This window comes from Gracilimonas sp. (genome assembly GCF_014762685.1).
Lineage (GTDB): Bacteria > Bacteroidota > Rhodothermia > Balneolales > Balneolaceae > Gracilimonas.
In genome coordinates this window covers 1,543,446-1,560,562 of sequence record NZ_JABURM010000005.1, presented here as the reverse complement: position 1 = coordinate 1,560,562, position 17,117 = coordinate 1,543,446, and the positions used below count along the sequence as shown (strand labels likewise).

Here is a 17,117-nt window from a genome sequence, read left to right as displayed (position 1 = left end):
TCATAGTTATCAGGGTTGTGCCTGTCTTAAATGATGTTCCAATTCCCTTTTTTCTGTTGTAAGAAAAACCTAAAGGGAATCTATATGGAAAAGGAAGTAAAGTGGTTTGAGAAGTTACTCCCCGAAATTAAAACTGAAAAAACTGCAACCAGACCAGAAGTAATCTCCCAGCCAAAAAACTTGTTTAATGGTTATGTATTGGATGCCAGCAATTGGGTGAACAGACTAGCCAATGAGTTGAGCCTGGAGAAGCGAAAAGATGTAGCTTGGAATATACTTCGTGAAGTAATGCATGTCATCAGAGATAGGATCACCATAGAAGAAGTTCATCACTTATCTGCTCAACTTCCTACTTTGATAAGAGGGATGTTTTTAGAAGGATATAGCGTCAGTGGTTTTCCAAAGAAGTTTCACGTTGCTGAATTAGAGGAGCGAATAAATGAAGTACTGAAAGGGGCTGGAGACATTCAGGCCAATGAGGCTTTTTCTGCGGTTCTTAAGATATTATACGAACGTGTTAGTGAAGGAGAGCTAAGTGATATTCGGGGTACACTTCCTAAAGACATCCGTGCATATTGGGATGAATGTTTAAAAGATCAGATAATACTAAATGGAGAAAGAGATGAGTAAACAAGTATTAGCAAAGAAAAAAGCAACTAAACGCCCTAAAGTAAGATCGGCAAAGAGAAAAGCTTTTATCGACAAGTTCACTAAGAATCTGAAGAAATGGGATCGTGAACTGGAAGAGTTGGAAAAGAAAAGAGATGAGAAAGTAGCATCTTTAAAAGATAATTTGAATCAAAGGATCAATAATTTAAGGGACAAGAGATCAAAACTTGAGGAAAAAGTGGAGCTTCTCGAAGATGCCGGTGAGGGAGTTTTTGAGTCTCTTAAAAAAGATATTGAAGTGATCTGGAAAGATCTAAAGAGTGGTTATAAGTCTATTCAAAAAGTGATCAAAAAGTAAGATTCTTTTGAGTTGCTGAGTCGATCGCACGATAGTATCAGAGCCACTTTTCATTAGGGGATTCATTGAGCGGATGAAATAATCTCTATTTCAGCAATGTAATAGTATTTGTCGTTTTCGCTGATGAGATCCCCCTTCACAACCCGGAAAAGATCCCCGGTTTGTAAGGGCAGGTCATATTCATAGATACTTAAAGGGATAGGGTTACTGACATTGCCTCCGTCATCTTGCCATCTTATCTCTTCCAAAATTCCGGGAGTTTCCTGCGATGGCATAGAGGGTAACTCGATTTTCAGTTTTGTTAATTTATGCGGGATTTGTTTTTCCTTTTTGTTCATGGCGTGCAGGTTCAAGATCTAAATAATAACATTACCTTTAGATGATTCAGGTTTTCCGGGCAGCACCATCAGAGGCACCTTTGTACTTTGGCTCATTTCTTTAGAATGTTTCTTTCCTATAATGGAGAATATATGCTGATAGCGCACCATGACGATCATCGAGACATCCTTTTTTTCGACTTCTTTGGTTACTCCTTCCAGGAGCCCCTCAGATTCGATGTGCTTAAACTCCATTTTTTTGTATTTGATCTCATTGCTAACAAGGTCTTTGAAGCCTCGGAATAGTAAGTCTGCTTTTTGGTCTAATTTTTTAGTTACATGAATCACCTTGATATCTGCATCATACAACTTTGCATATTCCGTTGTGAATTTGAGTGCCTTTAGGTCTTCTGGGCCATAATCTGTGGTGAAAAGGATATGCTTGAATTCGGAATGCCGGGCTTTTTCCGGAATGGTCAGTACCGGCACCATTGCCTGTTGTACAACTTCAGAGGTGGTACTTCCAAAGAAAAGCCGTTCCAAGGCACTGCGTCCTTGCGTTCCCATTACAACCAGATCCATTTTATAATCCTCAATAACTGACAATAATGAGTGTACTGTACGGCCTTCAAAAATATGGGTTTTGATATTAACGCTCTCATATTCCTTTTTACTCTTGATGTCTGCGAGCATCTCTTCGTATAGTTGCTTCACTTTGCGGGTCACATTCTTTTTAATGTCCTCAACCATAGGGGCGAAGTCGTAGGGTTCTTCAATGGAATGCATTATATGTACCATAGCCCCGGTTTTTTTGGCTAATTCCAAAGCAAATGGTAGTGCATTCTTTGCATTGTCGGAAAAATCGGTTGGATAGAGGATATTTTTTATGGTAAGGCTCATTTTATTTTCCCTCATTATTGATGGTTAAAAGAATTGTAGCCAGAATACACCACAGAGTTTGTAATATTAGTGATCAAATAGATGTAGGGATTTTATCTACTTGCTTGTGTATCACAGGTCTTTTTCCCAATAAACAATGATGTGATCATTATCACTTTGTACTGAACGTAACTCTCCATCGTAGGCCAGCTGCAAGGCATACCCGATCCTTCTTGCCAAATGAATTCCGGTAGTTGTGAATTCTGTTTCGGAAGCTCCATCCTTTATATCCATTAGTCGTTCAAGCGGATGGTCTGAAAGTTCAGATTTCGAAATATTTTTTACAAGGTGATTAATTTCATCTTTATGCCCGGCAAAATATGTTCCTTTTATGATAACACTTGCTGCAGGATCATGGTCCTCAATTCTCTTGCAGGAGGGACAAACCCCTTTTATATGATCATTCGGGAGGGCATTCCAAGTCCATTCCCCGTTGGCATACAGTGCACCGCAATTGGAACATACTATACTCGGGGTGATATTAATATCATTCACGTTCTGTTCTGTGAGTTCATCACCAACCTCATCGTCTGATTTCAACCCGGATATACTTTTCCTGTTGACTCCGATTCTTTTTTGATACTTCATAGCCGTATTCCTTAAGCGAAATAATTTTTTAACTGCCCAAAATTCGGTAAAGAATAAAAGGGATGCTGTAAGTTTTCATGAGTTACACATGTAAGGGGAATGCTTACACAATGTCTGCACTCTATTACCCTACAACCACTTTACCAAGGTGATTACAATGCAATGAATGAATGGCTTACAAATTTTAAATTAACCATAGAATACATTGAATGCATTCATTACAACTAAACAACAAAGAGGATGATATGAAAATAATAACAAGCCCTATTATAATGATCTTTGTTATTGGCTTATTAAGCAGTAGCAGTATGGCCCAACAAACTCAGCAGCAAATGCAACAGCAGATGCAGAAAAACATCCAGCAAATGCAGGAAATGACTCAAAACATGACCAAAATGAATCAGCGAATACAAGCGATGAATCAAGAGATGGCGGGGTTAATGGAGCGTGCAAGAGATCAGCAGCATCGAAATCAATATGAGATGATGCATCGTATGGGGGAACAAATGGGTTTGATGCTTGGCAATATGAAAAATGCAGCTGAACGATGCCAGGTAATGCTTCAAGACCAAACCATGATGCAGGATCAGCAAATGCGACAGGATATGGATCGTATTCGGGAGCAGCTTCGTGATATGACCGGGAAGCTCGAAGAATCCGTTCAGACCATGGAAAGAATGACTAAGCGACTTCGGGAAAACCAATAAACAAGGGAGCGAAAATTCTTTATTTCAACAGGCCAAAACAGAAATGTGTAACATTTTCAAGATTACATTAGCTTTTTTGCTGAGCATTTGTTCCTTCCGGGCAATTGCTCAAGAAGTGAACTACAATGGAACTGTTCAGTTTTCCTCCGGTGAGTATTATTTCGCGGAAACTTCAAGAAGTGTGTACTTGAATAACGGAGTAAATTTCAGTTACCCAAAATTGCACTTTTCTGCTAATCTATCATATGTATTTCAAGATTCTCCATGGATCTCATATACATCTGCCGGGGGTATAGCCACCGGAGGCCCTCAGCATGGTATTGTTTCTGAGGGTGCCGGCAAGGGGAGAAAAGGCAGGCACGATTCCATAAACATCCCGGATACAGCTTCATACATACAGTCCGGATTCAGTGACCCTTCGGTTTCCCTAAGCTACGATGTGTTCGAATCTTACAATAGACACACCATTTTGAGTGTGACAGGAGTTGCAAAAGTTCCTTTTGCCAATCCTGAGATGGGGTTTGGAACCGGTGCATGGGACCTTTCACTGGGAGGCAGTGCAATGGGATGGTCAGGAAGCTGGCTTTGGAATGCATCTGTGGCCTATTGGCATTTTGGGGATATGGAAGATCTGAATCTCCATGATGCTTTAAGTTATGGCTTGGGAGCAGGACGCTCTTTTTCAGATCAAAAAGTGATGATCCTTTATTCAATATCAGGTATGAGCAAGGTTATTGAAGGCACTGCTGCACCATTGTTAACGACAATTGGGGTAAGTTACAAAATGGGAACCTTTACAAGCTTAATGTTTAATGCCGGTTACGGCTTATCAGAATCGTCTGCAGATTATTCGTTAGGCATGGGCTGGATGATACACTTGAATTAATATTCAAATATGATTCTCATGAGTAGCTGAAAGTAAGTTAGACCGTGCGTGCCTTTTCAACCGCAACCACAAGGGCATTCCAGGTAGCACTGCGGTTGATGTCCTTTTCGGCAAGTTCACTGAGCCAAATATCGGCGTCTTTGGTTTCCTGCAGATTGGTAAGCAAAGCTTCTGCTATATCATGTTGTTCTAATATTTTTGCATATGCAATTGAAGTTCCATAGCCGGCTACTTCATAATGATTTATGTGCTGGATGGAAGTAATCAGACTTGCATCCCTGACTTCCGGGATCTTACATCTTTTGGCCAGCCCCAGCGAACTTTTTATCAGAGTTTTTATGCCTAAACAATATTCTCCTTTCGGGCTTTCATCAAGTACCTTGAAAACATGCTCAAGCCGTTCTTTTTGGAGTTTTGACTGCTTTACCTGCACCAGGATCAACTCATCAAGTTCATCGGAATCAGAGATGTCAACTGCTTCTTCCAGGAATTTCATTTTTCTATTTACACCATCGTAAAGGTCACGTAGCTGCTCCATCATCAGGTCATAGAGATCAATAATGTCATTCTTTTTCATGAGCTTGGTGTTAAATTTAAAATTGGAAGAATACCTCGGGCACTCAACTTTCATTATAGGTATGAAATCTTGGTGAGATCAGCTAAAGGGTTATACAAATTCAATGAGTAGGGGAATAGATTACATTTTTGTAGGGGAGTGCATTAGAGCAAGTTAGGGGCTAAATAATTATGATATAGGTAAATAAATAAATCATTAGATTAACATATCACCTCTTCAAAGCCGGAGTGTATGCATGAACTTATTGGAATTCAAAATATTACAAGGATCGGGTTTAGAAGATAAATTCATCTCTTTGTTAGATGAACTTCCAACGATGATCTTAATCACTAACTCTGAGGGTAGAATAGTTTATTCCAATGGTCAGGTTGAAACTGAATTAGGTTTTACTTTGCAAGATCTTAAAGATATTCCCATCTGGTATCTTTACAAAGATCATGAGAAAGGGGAGCAGCTATTCGATAAATGGAATAAGCAAGCCGGGGAAGGTGAGGTCAACTCTTTTAATATCAACCTTCATCTCCCGAATAAAACCAAGAAATGGCTTGATGTGAAGGTCAGAAAGCTTAAGACAGATCAATTTGAGGACTTAGCTTTATGGACTGCTTGCGATATTAGCAGATTAAAGATCATGGAAAAAGACCTGGCTAGGAATAAAGCGCGAGTGGAAGCGATACTTGAATCCGCCACAGAAGGTATCTTTACAACAAATAAAAAGGGGATCATCCTGAGTGTAAATCCTGCTGTGAAGCAGATATTTGGATATCGTGAATCTGAGATGATCGGTGAGGAGTTATGTTCCTTTATATCCTTACCGACTACTGATTTTGCTGCGGCAGATTTTACAGGTCGAAGAGAAATGTTAATGGGGCGAAACTGGCAGGGTCAGGCAAAAGATAAAGACGGGCAGGTGTTTCCTGTAGAATTGAGCCTAAATGAAATAGTTGTTGGCAAGGATGTTTTTTATACCGGTTTACTAAGAGACCGGAGTGAAAGCCGTAAACTTGAAGCTGAGATCCTCAAAATAGTAGAAAGTGAACGCTTCACACTCGGTCAGGAACTGCATGACGGTGTTGGGCAAATGTTTTCGGCCATAGCCATGATAAGCAGAAATTTGGCGCGAAAGGCAAAAGCCAACAACATGCCGATAGCCAATGAACTGGAAGAGATTACGGCTATGATACAAGAAGCGGATCAGGAGATCAGACAATTGTCACATGGACTTGCCCACGTCGAACTCGAAAATGAGGGGCTTCAGGTCGCATTGAAAAGAATGTGTGAACGATTTCAATTACTCTCAGAAAAGCCTTGCCGGTTTATCTGCAGCCCGGGGTTAGAGATCACAGACTATAACACCAGACTGCACTTATTTCGAATTGTTCAGGAAGCCGTACAAAATGCGATCAAGCATGGAGATCCTAACCAGATACAAGTTAAACTTCAGAATGAAGTGGACTACCTTGTTCTGACAGTTGAAGACGACGGAAAAGGATTGATGAGTGATTTTGATGAAGAAAAGCAAAAAGGTATGGGGCTGAATACCATGCGATATCGCGCTGAAATTTTAGGAGGTAATTTTAGCATCGAAAATGCATCGGACGGTTGGACCAAAGTCAATTGCATGATTCCTTTACAAAAAGGATCAAATAGTTAATTAAAGGGAGCGGTAAGATGAGTTATAACTTCAAAAAAAGAATAATTGTAGTAGAAGATCACCCCATGATGCTCAAGGGATTGGTGATGACCCTGGATGCTGAACACGGATATGAGGTGGTAGGTAAATTCAACCGGGCTGAAGAAGCACTTCAACGATCATCAGAACTCCAGCCGGATCTGGCTATAATAGATATTTCATTACCCGGAATGAGTGGACTTGAACTCATTAAGAATCTTATTAGCCTGCAACAAACCCTGAAGATCCTGGTAGTGTCTCGCCATGAAGAAACCTTATACGCTGAGCGGGCATTGAGGGCCGGGGCAAAAGGTTATGTAATGAAACAGCAAGCAGGAGAGGAAATGCTGAAGGCGATCAGGAAAATATTTAATGGCGGTATTTATGTAAGTGAACAGGTGAGTGAAAAACTGCTTTTGGGGATGGCTGCCGGACAAAAAAATCTTTCACAATCTCCACTCGATCTGCTCAGTGACCGGGAACTTGAAGTTTTTGAAATGACCGGGCAAGGCAATAACACCAGGGAGATCGCTGAACGGCTTCACCTTTCTGTTAAAACCGTTGAATCGTACAGGGCGCGAATAAAAACAAAGTTGAATCTGGAAAATGCTACTGAACTAATGATGCATGCCGTCAAATTTGTGGAGAACGAAAAGAAAGAGATATAGTAAGCTTCTTCAGCATAGTATCTGTGTGCTCTCAGTGTAAGGGAATTCACTAATTATTTCCCCATCCTTTACCTACATCCTGCTTAAGGAAGTACTGTCAATTAAGAGCTGTAAGAATGCATTTCTTTGTTCATAAGGCAGTACGCCAAATATCTGAATAATAATAAATAATAAGATTGGGAGAATAATATGAACAGAATTGCAAAATATACCGGACCATCTCCGATCGAATCTTTCAAACATCAAATGGATCGTTTTTTTGATGATATGTCACCATTTACGCTGAAAAGTGATAATGGCGGTTTTATGGGATTGGATCTGATGACACCGGACACGGATATGATGGAAACCGATAAGGAATATATTGTTGCAGTAGACCTTCCCGGCTTCCAAAAGAAAGATATCAAGATCAACTATGAAGACAATCGGTTGATCATAAAAGGAACCCGTAAGGAAGAAACCAAAGAAGAGGAAAAAGATTACTTACACCGGGAACGGTATTTCGGTGAATTTGTACGCTCTTTGACCTTACCGACCAAGATCAAAGAAGACAAGGTCAAGGCCTCATTCAAAGACGGAGTACTTACCGTAACCGCTCCTAAAGTGGAAGTAAGTAAACCCAAACTCGTTCCAATTGATTGATCTGATCCCGGAAAACCTGGTTTTCCGTACTGAGATAATTTGGGGAACCTGCGAATGACTTTCTTGACCCCGGATCAGTACGCCTGAAGCGTTTTGATCTTGAGAACTCAGTAAGTCACCGCAGGTTTATTCCCGTCTTTAGATATGTATGAATTACGATCATCTCAATTCGGTATCAGTCAGTATTAAATAACACAGGTTGATAATTGATAACTCTTTAGCCCCTCAAAAAATGGCAAAAAGTGCCGAAAAGTATCCACAAAAAATAGCCCTTATCACAGGTGCGGCAACAGGTATTGGAAGGGAAACATCTCTGGCTTTTGCTCAAAAGGATTTCAAAGTCGTCATTTCTGATATCAACAAGGATGAACTGTTGAACACCAAGTCCCTGATAGAAAGATCAACGGAAGGGGAAGCAGAAATGATCATTGCTGATGTCTCTGATCCCGATGATGTGAAGGGGATGACTGACGAGATCATGAATAAATTTGGCAGGTTGGATGCAGCGTGCAATAATGCCGGTGTTGAAGGAGTCTCCGCTTCTACCGGAGAGTATAAACTAGAAGATTGGGATAAAGTTTTAAATGTAAACCTTAGGGGACAATTCCTTTGCATGAAACACGAGATCGAGATCATGCTGAAGACGGGAGGGGGTTCCATAATCAATGTATCCTCTATTTTGGGAATAGTAGGTTTTGGGAATGCCCCCGCCTACACCGCAGCTAAACATGGGTTAATTGGGCTCACAAAAGCAGCTGCCATTGAGTATGCCCCCCAAAAAATACGGATCAATGCCGTATGCCCCGGTTTTATTGATACTCCAATGCTGGAACGGGCCGGTATTACTAAAGATGAAGACACGCTAACCTATATTCGATCCCTTCATCCCATGGCACGGCTGGGGAAATCTGAGGAAGTGGCCAATGTGATCGTTTGGCTGGCTTCAGAGGAGGCCTCATTTATTACCGGCCATCCTTTGATGGTTGATGGCGGATATATTGCACGTTAAAATAGGAGTTGTCATGGAAGAGATATATGAAAGACTTGTAGTGTGGTTCAAAGAAATAGGGATGGAGCATTTACCACTTGTTGGGGGGAAGAATGCTTCCCTTGGAGAAATGATCCATCACCTGGGTAAAAAGGGTATTAATATTCCGAATGGTTTTGCTACAACTTCCAAAGCGTACCGTCTTTTTATTAAAGAAAATAACCTTGAGGAGCCCATAAGCACTCTTTTACAGGAATATAAATCAGGGGGTTCATCACTGGAGGAAACGGGAAGCAATATCAGGCAGCTTATATTGAAGGGTGTATTCCCCACCGCAGTTGCAGAGAAGATCGCTGAGAGTTACAAACAGCTCGAAGATCTGTATGTAACAAAAAACATAGATGTTGCGGTACGCAGCAGCGCTACAGCTGAAGATCTTCCACACGCGAGTTTTGCCGGACTACAGGAAACATTTCTGAATATCAGAGGTACGGCAGAACTTATTGAGGCCTGCAAAAAATGTTATGCTTCTCTTTTTACGAACAGGGCTATATCGTATCGGGAAGAAAAGAATTTCGATCATATGAAAGTGGCTCTTTCAATAGGAATTCAAAAAATGGTACGGGCCGACAAAAGTTGTTCAGGTGTGATGTTTACCGTTGATACAGAAACCGGTTTTCCCAATGCGGTTTTGATCAATGGCTCCTGGGGGTTGGGAGAGAATATTGTGCAGGGTACCGTAAACCCGGATCAGTTTTATGTATTTAAACCATTTTTGAAGGATAAAAAAAGATCACCCATTATTGAGAAAAGCTTAGGCAGTAAAGAACTTAAGATGGTATATGAAGAAGATGGGAGTACTAAAACCAAAAACATTCCTACGACAAAAGCCGAACGTCAGCAATTCGTGATCAATGATAAAGAAATTCTGAAACTATCGAGATGGGCGGTGATAATTGAGGAGCATTATGAGACTCCAATGGACATTGAATGGGTCAAAGAAGATAAAACGGGAGAGCTATTTATCGTTCAGGCACGACCTGAGACCGTACAATCACAAAAATCCGAAAAGATTCTGACCTCATATACCATAAAAGAGAATAGCAACGAAATTCTGGCTCAGGGAATAAGCATCGGTAACAGTATTGTACATGGCATTGTGAAATTGGTTAAGAACCCAAAAGATCTGAAGAATATTCAATCCAATCACATCCTGGTTACAAAAATGACAGAGCCTGATTGGGTGCCTGCACTCAAGAATGCGGCTGGAATTATTACCGATTTTGGAGGCAGAACTTGTCATGCAGCTATTGTAAGCCGGGAACTGGGTATTTCTGCAGTGGTGGGTACGATGAATGCTACAAAAGTACTGAATGAAGGTGATATGGTTACGCTTTCCTGTGGTGAAGGAGAACGGGGAAGGGTATATGATGGATTTGTTGCTTATAACATTCAGGAAGTAGATCTGGAAAAACTGCCCCCTACAAAAGTTGATATTATGCTGAATTTGGCCACTCCGGAATCAGCTTTTAAATGGTGGAAATTACCGACGCGCGGAATAGGGCTCGCCCGCATGGAATTTATTATCAGCCATCATATTCAAATTCATCCCATGGCGTTGGTTCATCCCGATAAGATCGAAAGTGAACAAGAATTTGAGAAGGTCAGGAAGCTTACCAAGGGCTATAAGGATCATGAGAACTATTTTATTGATAAGCTGGCGGCAGGGATTGCAAAAATAGCGGCTTCTCAATATCCACATCCGGTGATCGTACGCACCAGTGATTTTAAGACCAATGAATATGCACGTCTTATTGGAGGGAGCAGCTTTGAACCTCATGAGGAGAATCCCATGATCGGTTGGAGAGGAGCTTCCCGTTATTACAGCGATGGCTACCGGGATGGATTTAAGCTGGAATGCAAAGCCTTGAAAAAAGTTCGTGAAGAGATTGGGTTTAAAAATGTGATCGTAATGATCCCATTCTGCCGAACCCTGAAAGAAGCTGAAAGGGTACAGCAGGAAATGGCAGCAAACGGATTGAAGCGTGGAGAAGAGGGACTTGAGGTTTATGTGATGTGTGAAATTCCTTCCAACTATATACTGGTCGAGGAATTTGCAGAATACTTTGATGGATTTTCGATCGGTTCCAATGATCTGACACAGCTGATTTTAGGAGTTGATCGAGATTCAGCTGAACTGGCATATTTGTTTGATGAGAATGACCCGGCTGTAAAAAAAGCAATTAGAAGTGTAATAAAGCGAGCGCATCGTAAAAACAGAAAAGTAGGATTTTGCGGTCAAGCGCCCAGTGATGACCCTGATTTTGCAGCCTTCCTGGTGGATTGTGAGATCGATTCTATTTCATTAAATCCTGATAGCGTTATCTCAACTATAGAAAAAATTGTAAGTACTGAACATAAAGTACCCGTCTGATATGGAGCTATGCGTGAAATCAAACACATATCAACTAGTGACCATGAACAATTAATAAAGGCTGGTCAAGAGAGAGCATTCGGACGGGTACATTCGGTTCGGGGCAGTGTTATAGATATTCGGTTTGAAGAGCATCTTCCCGAATTACAATCAATGTTGACTTCTGATACAAAAAAGCCCATTAAGGCGGAGGTGACGGTTCACATCAATGAAAAAATGGTGAGGGCGCTGGCACTTACTCCCACCTGTGGACTCCAAAAAGGAACAATTTTCTACGATACCGGAGAGCCACTTAATATTCCGGTTTCATCCCACCTAAAAGGGCGAATGTTAAATTTATTTGGTGAACCAATTGACGAAAAAGGAGAAGTGGAAGTCGGGGAGGTTCGGCCGGTCTTTCAGTCCGCTATTCCATTATCGGCTCAGCAAACCGGGCAGGATATTTTAACGACCGGTATCAAAGCTATGGACCTGCTGTCGCCGCTGGAACGAGGTGGAAAAGCAGGACTTTTTGGTGGAGCCGGAGTAGGGAAAACCGTGCTTATCATGGAGATGATCCGAAATATGGTCGCTCAGCATGAAGGCATCAGCCTGTTTTGCGGAATTGGAGAACGATGCCGCGAAGCCGAAGAGTTATACAGGGAGATCACCGCGGCCGGCGTATTGGATAATACCATCATGGTATTTGGGCAGATGAACGAACCACCCGGCGCTCGTTTTCGGGTGGGACAAACCGCCCTCACCATTGCTGAATATTTCAGGGATGTCCACCGCAGGGATGTGCTGCTGCTGATCGATAACATTTTTCGGTTTGTACAGGCCGGCTCCGAAGTTTCAGGATTGATGGGAAAAGTGACTTCAAGATTGGGATATCAGCCTACTCTGGGAAGCGAATTGGCTCAGCTTCAGGAACGCATTTGCAACACCAAAAACGGCAGCATTACCTCCATTCAGGCTGTGTATGTGCCTGCCGATGACTTTACTGATCCGGCCGTAACGCATACGTTCTCCCACTTGTCATCATTTATTGTGTTGTCGAGAGAACGTGCAAGTCAAGGTTTATATCCTGCTATTGATCTGCTGAGATCTGGTTCTAAAATGCTGGCGCGACATATTGTGGGTGATTGGCATTACCGGGTAGCGCAGGCCGTTAAAGAAACACTGGCTCATTATGAAGATCTCAAAGACATTATCTCCATGCTGGGGATGGAAGAACTTTCTTCCGAAGACCGACAACTGGTTCATCGAGCCCGTCGATTAGAGCGATTTTTTACCCAACCATTTGCTGTAACCGAACAATTCACAGGAATAGAAGGGAAGATGGTTAGCATCGAGGAGATCATCTCAGGATGCGAACGAATTTTAGATGGAGAATTCGATGACGTGCCCGAACAGCGATTGTTCATGATTGGAAACATAGATGAGGCCAAACAACATGATGCAGCTTAAAGTGATGGAACCGGAACAAATGATCACAGATGAGCAAGTGGTTAAGATCATTGCCGAGGGAAATAATGGATCTTTTTGTCTGGAACCTAAGCATGTGGATTTTGTGTCGGCGTTGAAACCGGGCATTTTGCTTTACATTGTGGGCGAAGAAGAACATTACATAGCGGTAGATGAGGGTATTCTTGTGAAGTGTGGCAAGCAGGTGCTGGTGTCTGTGTTGAATGCCATAAAAGGGGACACACTCGAAGAATTGGAGCAGCGCATCCGAAAGGAATTCAAGAAAACGGAAGCTATGAATCAGGCATCAAAAATTGTACTCAAAAGCATGGAAGCTGATTTGTTATTGCGATTTCTGGAATTTGAACAACATCGATAATTCATAATTCAGCACTAAAGTGGAAGAAGAAAAAAAGGGAGAAAAATTGGCAGAAGAAATCGGCGAAAAATCATCCCGAAAACTTCGTGCCCGAAAGGAAAAGCACAAAGGACTTTGGTACGGACTGGGTATGTTTGGACTGGTAGGCTGGGCGGTTAGTATTCCGGCAGTCTTAGCACTGGCGTTGGGAATCTGGATCGACCACAGCTATAAAAGCAAATATTCGTGGACTTTAATGCTGCTGGTATTTGGAATAGGCATTGGTTGTATGAATGCATGGTATTGGATCACAAAAGAATCGAGAGGATAGTCATGGAATGGATCAGATTTATATTGCCACTTTTGATGGGTGTTGGTTTGGGAATACTATATTTCGGAGGATTGTGGTTCACGGTTCAGAAGATCAATACAGTAATATATCCGGCATTATGGATGATCAGCAGTTTTTTCATTCGGATTGGGATGTTGTTGATCACTTTTTACTGGTTGCTGATGATAAATTGGTCGTTTTTAGCAGTCGGATTTATCGGTTTTTTGTTAGCAAGATCGGTATTCACACAGCAGTTTAAACAGGTTAAAAAATTTTCGGTGGAAGAAGAATATGGAATTTAACATCGATGATATAGTCTATTTAGAGTGGGGATTTCTTAAAGTGAATGCTACACTTTTGTATTCCTGGCTTATTATGGGGCTGTTGGTCGGACTGGGCTGGCTGATCTCCCGAAACTTGACCTCAGGTATCGATATCGGCAGAAGGCAAGCACTTTATGAATCGCTTGTCGTGTTTATTGTTACCCAAATTGAGGAAGCCACACAGCAAAAAGCGGATCGGTACTTTCCGTTCATTAGCACACTTTTTTTGTTCATTGCCTTTTCGAATGTGATTGGGGTGATTCCCGGCGTACATTCGCCAACAGCTTCACTTACAACAACCGCTGCACTCGCATTCAGCGTTTTCGTAGCGGTCCCGGTTTTTGGGGTGAGCACGAGAGGATTCAGGGATTATTTTTCACAATACATGAAGCCAACACCGTTAATGCTGCCATTCAATATTATCGGAGAACTTTCAAGAACACTCGCGTTGGCTATTCGTCTGTTTGGGAACATCATGAGCGGAAGCCTGATCGTAGCGGTATTGCTGAGTTTGAGTCCACTGTTTTTTCCGGTGGTGATGCAAGCCTTTGGATTGGTGATCGGGGTTATACAGGCGTACGTTTTTTCCATTTTGGCACTGGTTTATATTGCATCGGCCACCCGAACCAAACCCAATCAAGAATTTGAATCAGAAACAGAATCAATAACCTCAAGCACGGAGTAACTATGGAAATCGAAGGCATAATCGGGATGGTATCCATCATTACGGCAGGATTTACGATCGCCATTGGATCGATTGCCCCGGCGCTTGGTGAAGGAAAAGCGTTGGCCCAGGCATTGACGGCCATTGCTCAACAACCGGATGAAACACCGGCCATCACCCGAACGCTGTTTGTGGGATTGGCGATGGTAGAGTCAACCGCGATCTATTGTTTTGTGGTCGCCTTGATCCTCATCTTCGCAAATCCATTCTGGAATTTTGTGATTGGAGGATAACGTGCAACTCGATTGGTTCACATTTGGGGCACAGATCATCAATTTCCTGATCCTGTTGTGGTTACTGCAGCGGTTCTTGTATAAACCGGTTCAGCAAGTCATGCAAAAGCGAGAAAAGGAGATCACAGGTAAACTCGAAGAGGCCCGACTGACACTGGTTGATGCCCGTACGAAGCTATCAGAATATCAGCAAAAGCTGGATCAACTTATTGAGAATGAAAAAGCAATGATAGCAGAATCGCGGCAGGAAGCGGAGGAATATCGCAAGAATTTGCTCATGGAAGCTCGCTATGAGATTGAGAAAATTCAGAATCGCTGGCGGAGAACCATTGACGAGGAAAAGGAACAATTTCTGACAGAATTAGAAGAACGGTCTTTTGAAAAACTGTTGGATGCGGTGCAAAAGATTATCGGTGAGTTGGCCGGACAGGGGTTAGAGCATCACGTATTGACTAATTTCATTCACAAAATTGAACAGATTTCGCAGGAGCAGATCAAGACGTTCACTGAAAGTTCAGATCATAAGCTTGATATCACAACCGCTTTTCCCCTCAAAGAAAAAGATCGACACAAAATAGAAGCAATACTTAGGCAGGTATTTGTGGATGACATAGAGTGTCAGTTTGAAGATAAACCGGAGTTAGGATTAGGCATCGAAATTCGGACTTCAGGATGGAAAATGGGCTGGAATTTGAGATCCTATTTGGAAGAGATGAAAGCTGATCTAAGCTCATTTCTGGAAACAAAGGGAATGGAAGAAACTCAGAATATCACAGGGGAGGAAACAGCATGAATGATCAACTATTCATTTCTGCAGCTTCCAAAGCCATCTTGGGATTTGAAGAGATATTAAAGCAGGAGAAACAACTTCAGTTTCGAGAATATGGCAAAGTGATATCGGTGGGAGAAGGATTCGCCAGGGTCGCTGGCTTACCCAATGTGGGTATCGACGAGTTGGTTTGGTTTGAAAGCGGATGTCCGGGGTTGGTCTATAACCTCGATGAGGATGAAATCGGGATCATTTTATTAGGGGAAGAACAAGATATTGAAGCCGGGCATGAGGTCTATCGTTCAGGGAAAATAGTGGAAATTCCGGTGGGTGAAGAACTGATAGGGCGGGTGATCGACCCACTTGGGCGAGTTTTAGACGGCAGAAAACCGCTGTTGGGTAAGCAAAAATATCCCATCGAACGTCCGGCTCCGCCCATCATTCAGCGAGCACCGGTTGAACGGCCACTGCAAACCGGGATCAAAGTGATCGATGCCTTATTTCCCATCGGACGTGGACAGCGTGAGCTCATTCTTGGCGATCGGCAAACCGGAAAAACCACTATCGCGGTAGATACCATCATCAATCAACAAGACACAGAAATGATCTGTATCTATTGCGCCATCGGAAAACAAAATGCGGCTACTGCGCGGGTGATCAAAGATCTGAGAGCCAAAGCTGCCATGAAATATTCCATCGTGGTGTCGGCCAGCAGTGATAGTCCGGTGGGCTTGCAGTACATCGCGCCCTATGCGGCTACTAGCATCGGGGAATTTTTTATGGAGCAAGGCAAAGACGTGTTGATCGTTTATGATGATCTCACCTGGCACGCACGAGCGTATCGAGAACTGGCATTGTTACTGCGTCGCCCTCCCGGACGTGAAGCCTATCCCGGCGATATTTTCTATATCCATTCAAGATTGTTAGAACGCTCCACGCACTTGAAATCACTTTATGGGGGGGGATCAATGACGGCCCTACCCATCGTGGAAACCCAAGCTCAAAATATCTCGGCATTCATTCCCACAAATCTGATCTCCATTACCGACGGACAGCTTTACCTGTCACCTGTACTGTTCCAGAAAGACGTGCTCCCTGCCGTGGATACAGGGAAATCGGTCTCCCGAGTGGGATCGAATGCGCAACTTCCGGCTTATCGATCGGTCACCAAAAAGCTGCGTCTGGCCTATGCACAATTTGAGGAGTTAGAGGCCTTTTCCCGATTCAGTTCTCGCTTGGATGAAGAAACGCAAAAAGTGATCCGTCGTGGACGTTTGATCCGCGAAATCTTGAAACAACCGCAGCTGCAGCCCATCAAAGTAGAGGAACAGATGGTGCTATTGCTGGCTGCCACCTCAAATCTTCTGGATGTATTTCCTCCCGGTAATATTCCCGAGTTGAAGGAGCAGATCCGGCAAAGAGTGAAGGTAATATCCGATGAGATCAATCACCGCATGAATTGGGAAGACTATCTTAAGGAAGAGGACCGGGAATTTCTATTGAATATTGTTCGCCCGCTGATCTCACAAAAAAAAGAAGAGGGATAAC

21 protein-coding genes are annotated in these 17,117 nt (G+C 42.6%); 17 read left to right on the top strand and 4 right to left on the bottom strand.

What is annotated here, in order from left to right:
- The first annotated feature begins 84 nt into the window (after positions 1-84).
- Positions 85-630, top strand: coding sequence for a DUF2267 domain-containing protein (locus HUJ22_RS07135; protein ID WP_290875654.1), 546 nt, complete (start codon positions 85-87; stop codon positions 628-630).
- Complete coding sequence (locus tag HUJ22_RS07130; protein WP_290875653.1) at positions 623-967, top strand: hypothetical protein; 345 nt, start codon at positions 623-625, stop codon at positions 965-967. Before HUJ22_RS07135 ends, HUJ22_RS07130 begins: the two co-directional genes overlap by 8 nt.
- A gap of 62 nt (positions 968-1,029) precedes the next feature.
- Here HUJ22_RS07130 and HUJ22_RS07125 read toward each other — a convergent pair whose 3' ends face one another.
- The 3 genes from HUJ22_RS07125 to HUJ22_RS07115 all read right to left on the bottom strand — a co-directional run bounded on the left by HUJ22_RS07125 (position 1,030) and on the right by HUJ22_RS07115 (position 2,811).
- Entirely contained in the window at positions 1,030-1,305 is a 276-nt protein-coding gene (locus tag HUJ22_RS07125) for a hypothetical protein (protein WP_290875652.1), read from the bottom strand.
- Between the two features lie 18 nt (positions 1,306-1,323).
- On the bottom strand, positions 1,324-2,184 hold the full coding sequence (locus HUJ22_RS07120) for a universal stress protein (RefSeq protein ID WP_290875651.1): 861 nt from the start codon (positions 2,182-2,184) through the stop codon (positions 1,324-1,326).
- Positions 2,185-2,295: 111 nt separating this feature from the next.
- Entirely contained in the window at positions 2,296-2,811 is a 516-nt protein-coding gene (locus tag HUJ22_RS07115; RefSeq protein WP_290875650.1) for a BCAM0308 family protein, read from the bottom strand.
- 245 nt (positions 2,812-3,056) lie between these two features.
- Between HUJ22_RS07115 and HUJ22_RS07110 the strand changes: the two genes are divergently transcribed.
- Together HUJ22_RS07110 and HUJ22_RS07105 are read left to right on the top strand one after the other, a co-directional pair.
- Entirely contained in the window at positions 3,057-3,518 is a 462-nt protein-coding gene (locus HUJ22_RS07110; protein WP_290875649.1) for a hypothetical protein, read from the top strand.
- Positions 3,519-3,561: 43 nt separating this feature from the next.
- A complete protein-coding gene (locus tag HUJ22_RS07105) occupies positions 3,562-4,404 on the top strand; it encodes a hypothetical protein (RefSeq protein WP_290875648.1) in 843 nt (280 codons plus the stop codon).
- Between the two features lie 37 nt (positions 4,405-4,441).
- Here HUJ22_RS07105 and HUJ22_RS07100 read toward each other — a convergent pair whose 3' ends face one another.
- The gene (locus HUJ22_RS07100) at positions 4,442-4,981 is read right to left on the bottom strand and encodes a DUF892 family protein (RefSeq protein ID WP_290875647.1); all 540 of its coding nucleotides are present in this window, start codon (positions 4,979-4,981) and stop codon (positions 4,442-4,444) included.
- A 235-nt stretch (positions 4,982-5,216) separates the two neighbouring features.
- On the opposite strand from HUJ22_RS07100, the gene HUJ22_RS07095 reads away from it, so the two are divergent.
- From HUJ22_RS07095 to HUJ22_RS07035, 13 genes are all read left to right on the top strand, one after another.
- Complete coding sequence (locus HUJ22_RS07095) at positions 5,217-6,635, top strand: PAS domain S-box protein (protein WP_290875646.1); 1,419 nt, start codon at positions 5,217-5,219, stop codon at positions 6,633-6,635.
- Positions 6,636-6,652: 17 nt separating this feature from the next.
- A complete protein-coding gene (locus HUJ22_RS07090; RefSeq protein ID WP_290875645.1) occupies positions 6,653-7,321 on the top strand; it encodes a response regulator transcription factor in 669 nt (222 codons plus the stop codon).
- 189 nt (positions 7,322-7,510) lie between these two features.
- Positions 7,511-7,963 carry an Hsp20/alpha crystallin family protein gene (locus HUJ22_RS07085; protein WP_290875644.1) on the top strand — a complete coding sequence of 151 codons (453 nt, stop codon included), beginning with the start codon at positions 7,511-7,513 and terminating at the stop codon, positions 7,961-7,963.
- Positions 7,964-8,195: 232 nt separating this feature from the next.
- A complete protein-coding gene (locus HUJ22_RS07080) occupies positions 8,196-8,972 on the top strand; it encodes an SDR family oxidoreductase (RefSeq protein ID WP_290875643.1) in 777 nt (258 codons plus the stop codon).
- 13 nt (positions 8,973-8,985) lie between these two features.
- On the top strand, positions 8,986-11,385 hold the full coding sequence (ppsA, locus tag HUJ22_RS07075; protein WP_290875642.1) for a phosphoenolpyruvate synthase: 2,400 nt from the start codon (positions 8,986-8,988) through the stop codon (positions 11,383-11,385).
- A 9-nt stretch (positions 11,386-11,394) separates the two neighbouring features.
- Entirely contained in the window at positions 11,395-12,834 is a 1,440-nt protein-coding gene (gene atpD, locus HUJ22_RS07070) for a F0F1 ATP synthase subunit beta (RefSeq protein ID WP_290875641.1), read from the top strand.
- Positions 12,821-13,210 (top strand): F0F1 ATP synthase subunit epsilon, encoded by a 390-nt coding sequence (locus HUJ22_RS07065; RefSeq protein ID WP_290875640.1) that lies wholly within the window; start codon positions 12,821-12,823, stop codon positions 13,208-13,210. Before atpD ends, HUJ22_RS07065 begins: the two co-directional genes overlap by 14 nt.
- Before the next feature lie 19 nt (positions 13,211-13,229).
- Positions 13,230-13,520 (top strand): AtpZ/AtpI family protein, encoded by a 291-nt coding sequence (locus HUJ22_RS07060; protein WP_290875639.1) that lies wholly within the window; start codon positions 13,230-13,232, stop codon positions 13,518-13,520.
- Positions 13,521-13,522: 2 nt separating this feature from the next.
- Positions 13,523-13,822, top strand: coding sequence for an ATP synthase subunit I (locus HUJ22_RS07055; RefSeq protein WP_290875638.1), 300 nt, complete (start codon positions 13,523-13,525; stop codon positions 13,820-13,822).
- Complete coding sequence (locus HUJ22_RS07050) at positions 13,812-14,528, top strand: F0F1 ATP synthase subunit A (RefSeq protein WP_290875637.1); 717 nt, start codon at positions 13,812-13,814, stop codon at positions 14,526-14,528. The genes HUJ22_RS07055 and HUJ22_RS07050 overlap by 11 nt, the downstream gene beginning before the upstream one ends.
- Positions 14,529-14,530: 2 nt before the next feature.
- Positions 14,531-14,800 (top strand): F0F1 ATP synthase subunit C, encoded by a 270-nt coding sequence (locus HUJ22_RS07045; protein WP_290875635.1) that lies wholly within the window; start codon positions 14,531-14,533, stop codon positions 14,798-14,800.
- Between the two features lies 1 nt (position 14,801).
- A complete protein-coding gene (locus HUJ22_RS07040; protein WP_290875633.1) occupies positions 14,802-15,593 on the top strand; it encodes a F0F1 ATP synthase subunit delta in 792 nt (263 codons plus the stop codon).
- On the top strand, positions 15,590-17,116 hold the full coding sequence (locus HUJ22_RS07035; RefSeq protein ID WP_290875631.1) for an alternate F1F0 ATPase, F1 subunit alpha: 1,527 nt from the start codon (positions 15,590-15,592) through the stop codon (positions 17,114-17,116). The genes HUJ22_RS07040 and HUJ22_RS07035 overlap by 4 nt, the downstream gene beginning before the upstream one ends.
- The last annotated feature ends 1 nt before the right edge of the window (position 17,117 follow it).

Excerpts from the sequence above, each read along its gene's own strand:
- HUJ22_RS07135 (WP_290875654.1), top strand. The coding sequence starts at position 85 with ATGGAAAAGGAAGTAAAGTGGTTTGAGAAGTTACTCCCCGAAATTAAA.
- HUJ22_RS07110 (WP_290875649.1), top strand. The coding sequence starts at position 3,057 with ATGAAAATAATAACAAGCCCTATTATAATGATCTTTGTTATTGGCTTA.
- HUJ22_RS07080 (WP_290875643.1), top strand. The coding sequence starts at position 8,196 with ATGGCAAAAAGTGCCGAAAAGTATCCACAAAAAATAGCCCTTATCACA.
- HUJ22_RS07120 (WP_290875651.1), bottom strand. The coding sequence starts at position 2,184 with ATGAGCCTTACCATAAAAAATATCCTCTATCCAACCGATTTTTCCGAC.
- HUJ22_RS07100 (WP_290875647.1), bottom strand. The coding sequence starts at position 4,981 with ATGAAAAAGAATGACATTATTGATCTCTATGACCTGATGATGGAGCAG.
- HUJ22_RS07125 (WP_290875652.1), bottom strand. The coding sequence starts at position 1,305 with ATGAACAAAAAGGAAAAACAAATCCCGCATAAATTAACAAAACTGAAA.
- HUJ22_RS07065 (WP_290875640.1), top strand. The coding sequence starts at position 12,821 with ATGATGCAGCTTAAAGTGATGGAACCGGAACAAATGATCACAGATGAG.
- atpD (WP_290875641.1), top strand. The coding sequence starts at position 11,395 with ATGCGTGAAATCAAACACATATCAACTAGTGACCATGAACAATTAATA.
- HUJ22_RS07035 (WP_290875631.1), top strand. The coding sequence starts at position 15,590 with ATGAATGATCAACTATTCATTTCTGCAGCTTCCAAAGCCATCTTGGGA.
- HUJ22_RS07045 (WP_290875635.1), top strand. The coding sequence starts at position 14,531 with ATGGAAATCGAAGGCATAATCGGGATGGTATCCATCATTACGGCAGGA.
- HUJ22_RS07050 (WP_290875637.1), top strand. The coding sequence starts at position 13,812 with ATGGAATTTAACATCGATGATATAGTCTATTTAGAGTGGGGATTTCTT.
- HUJ22_RS07105 (WP_290875648.1), top strand. The coding sequence starts at position 3,562 with ATGTGTAACATTTTCAAGATTACATTAGCTTTTTTGCTGAGCATTTGT.
- HUJ22_RS07055 (WP_290875638.1), top strand. The coding sequence starts at position 13,523 with ATGGAATGGATCAGATTTATATTGCCACTTTTGATGGGTGTTGGTTTG.
- HUJ22_RS07115 (WP_290875650.1), bottom strand. The coding sequence starts at position 2,811 with ATGAAGTATCAAAAAAGAATCGGAGTCAACAGGAAAAGTATATCCGGG.
- HUJ22_RS07085 (WP_290875644.1), top strand. The coding sequence starts at position 7,511 with ATGAACAGAATTGCAAAATATACCGGACCATCTCCGATCGAATCTTTC.
- HUJ22_RS07130 (WP_290875653.1), top strand. The coding sequence starts at position 623 with ATGAGTAAACAAGTATTAGCAAAGAAAAAAGCAACTAAACGCCCTAAA.
- HUJ22_RS07090 (WP_290875645.1), top strand. The coding sequence starts at position 6,653 with ATGAGTTATAACTTCAAAAAAAGAATAATTGTAGTAGAAGATCACCCC.
- HUJ22_RS07095 (WP_290875646.1), top strand. The coding sequence starts at position 5,217 with ATGAACTTATTGGAATTCAAAATATTACAAGGATCGGGTTTAGAAGAT.
- ppsA (WP_290875642.1), top strand. The coding sequence starts at position 8,986 with ATGGAAGAGATATATGAAAGACTTGTAGTGTGGTTCAAAGAAATAGGG.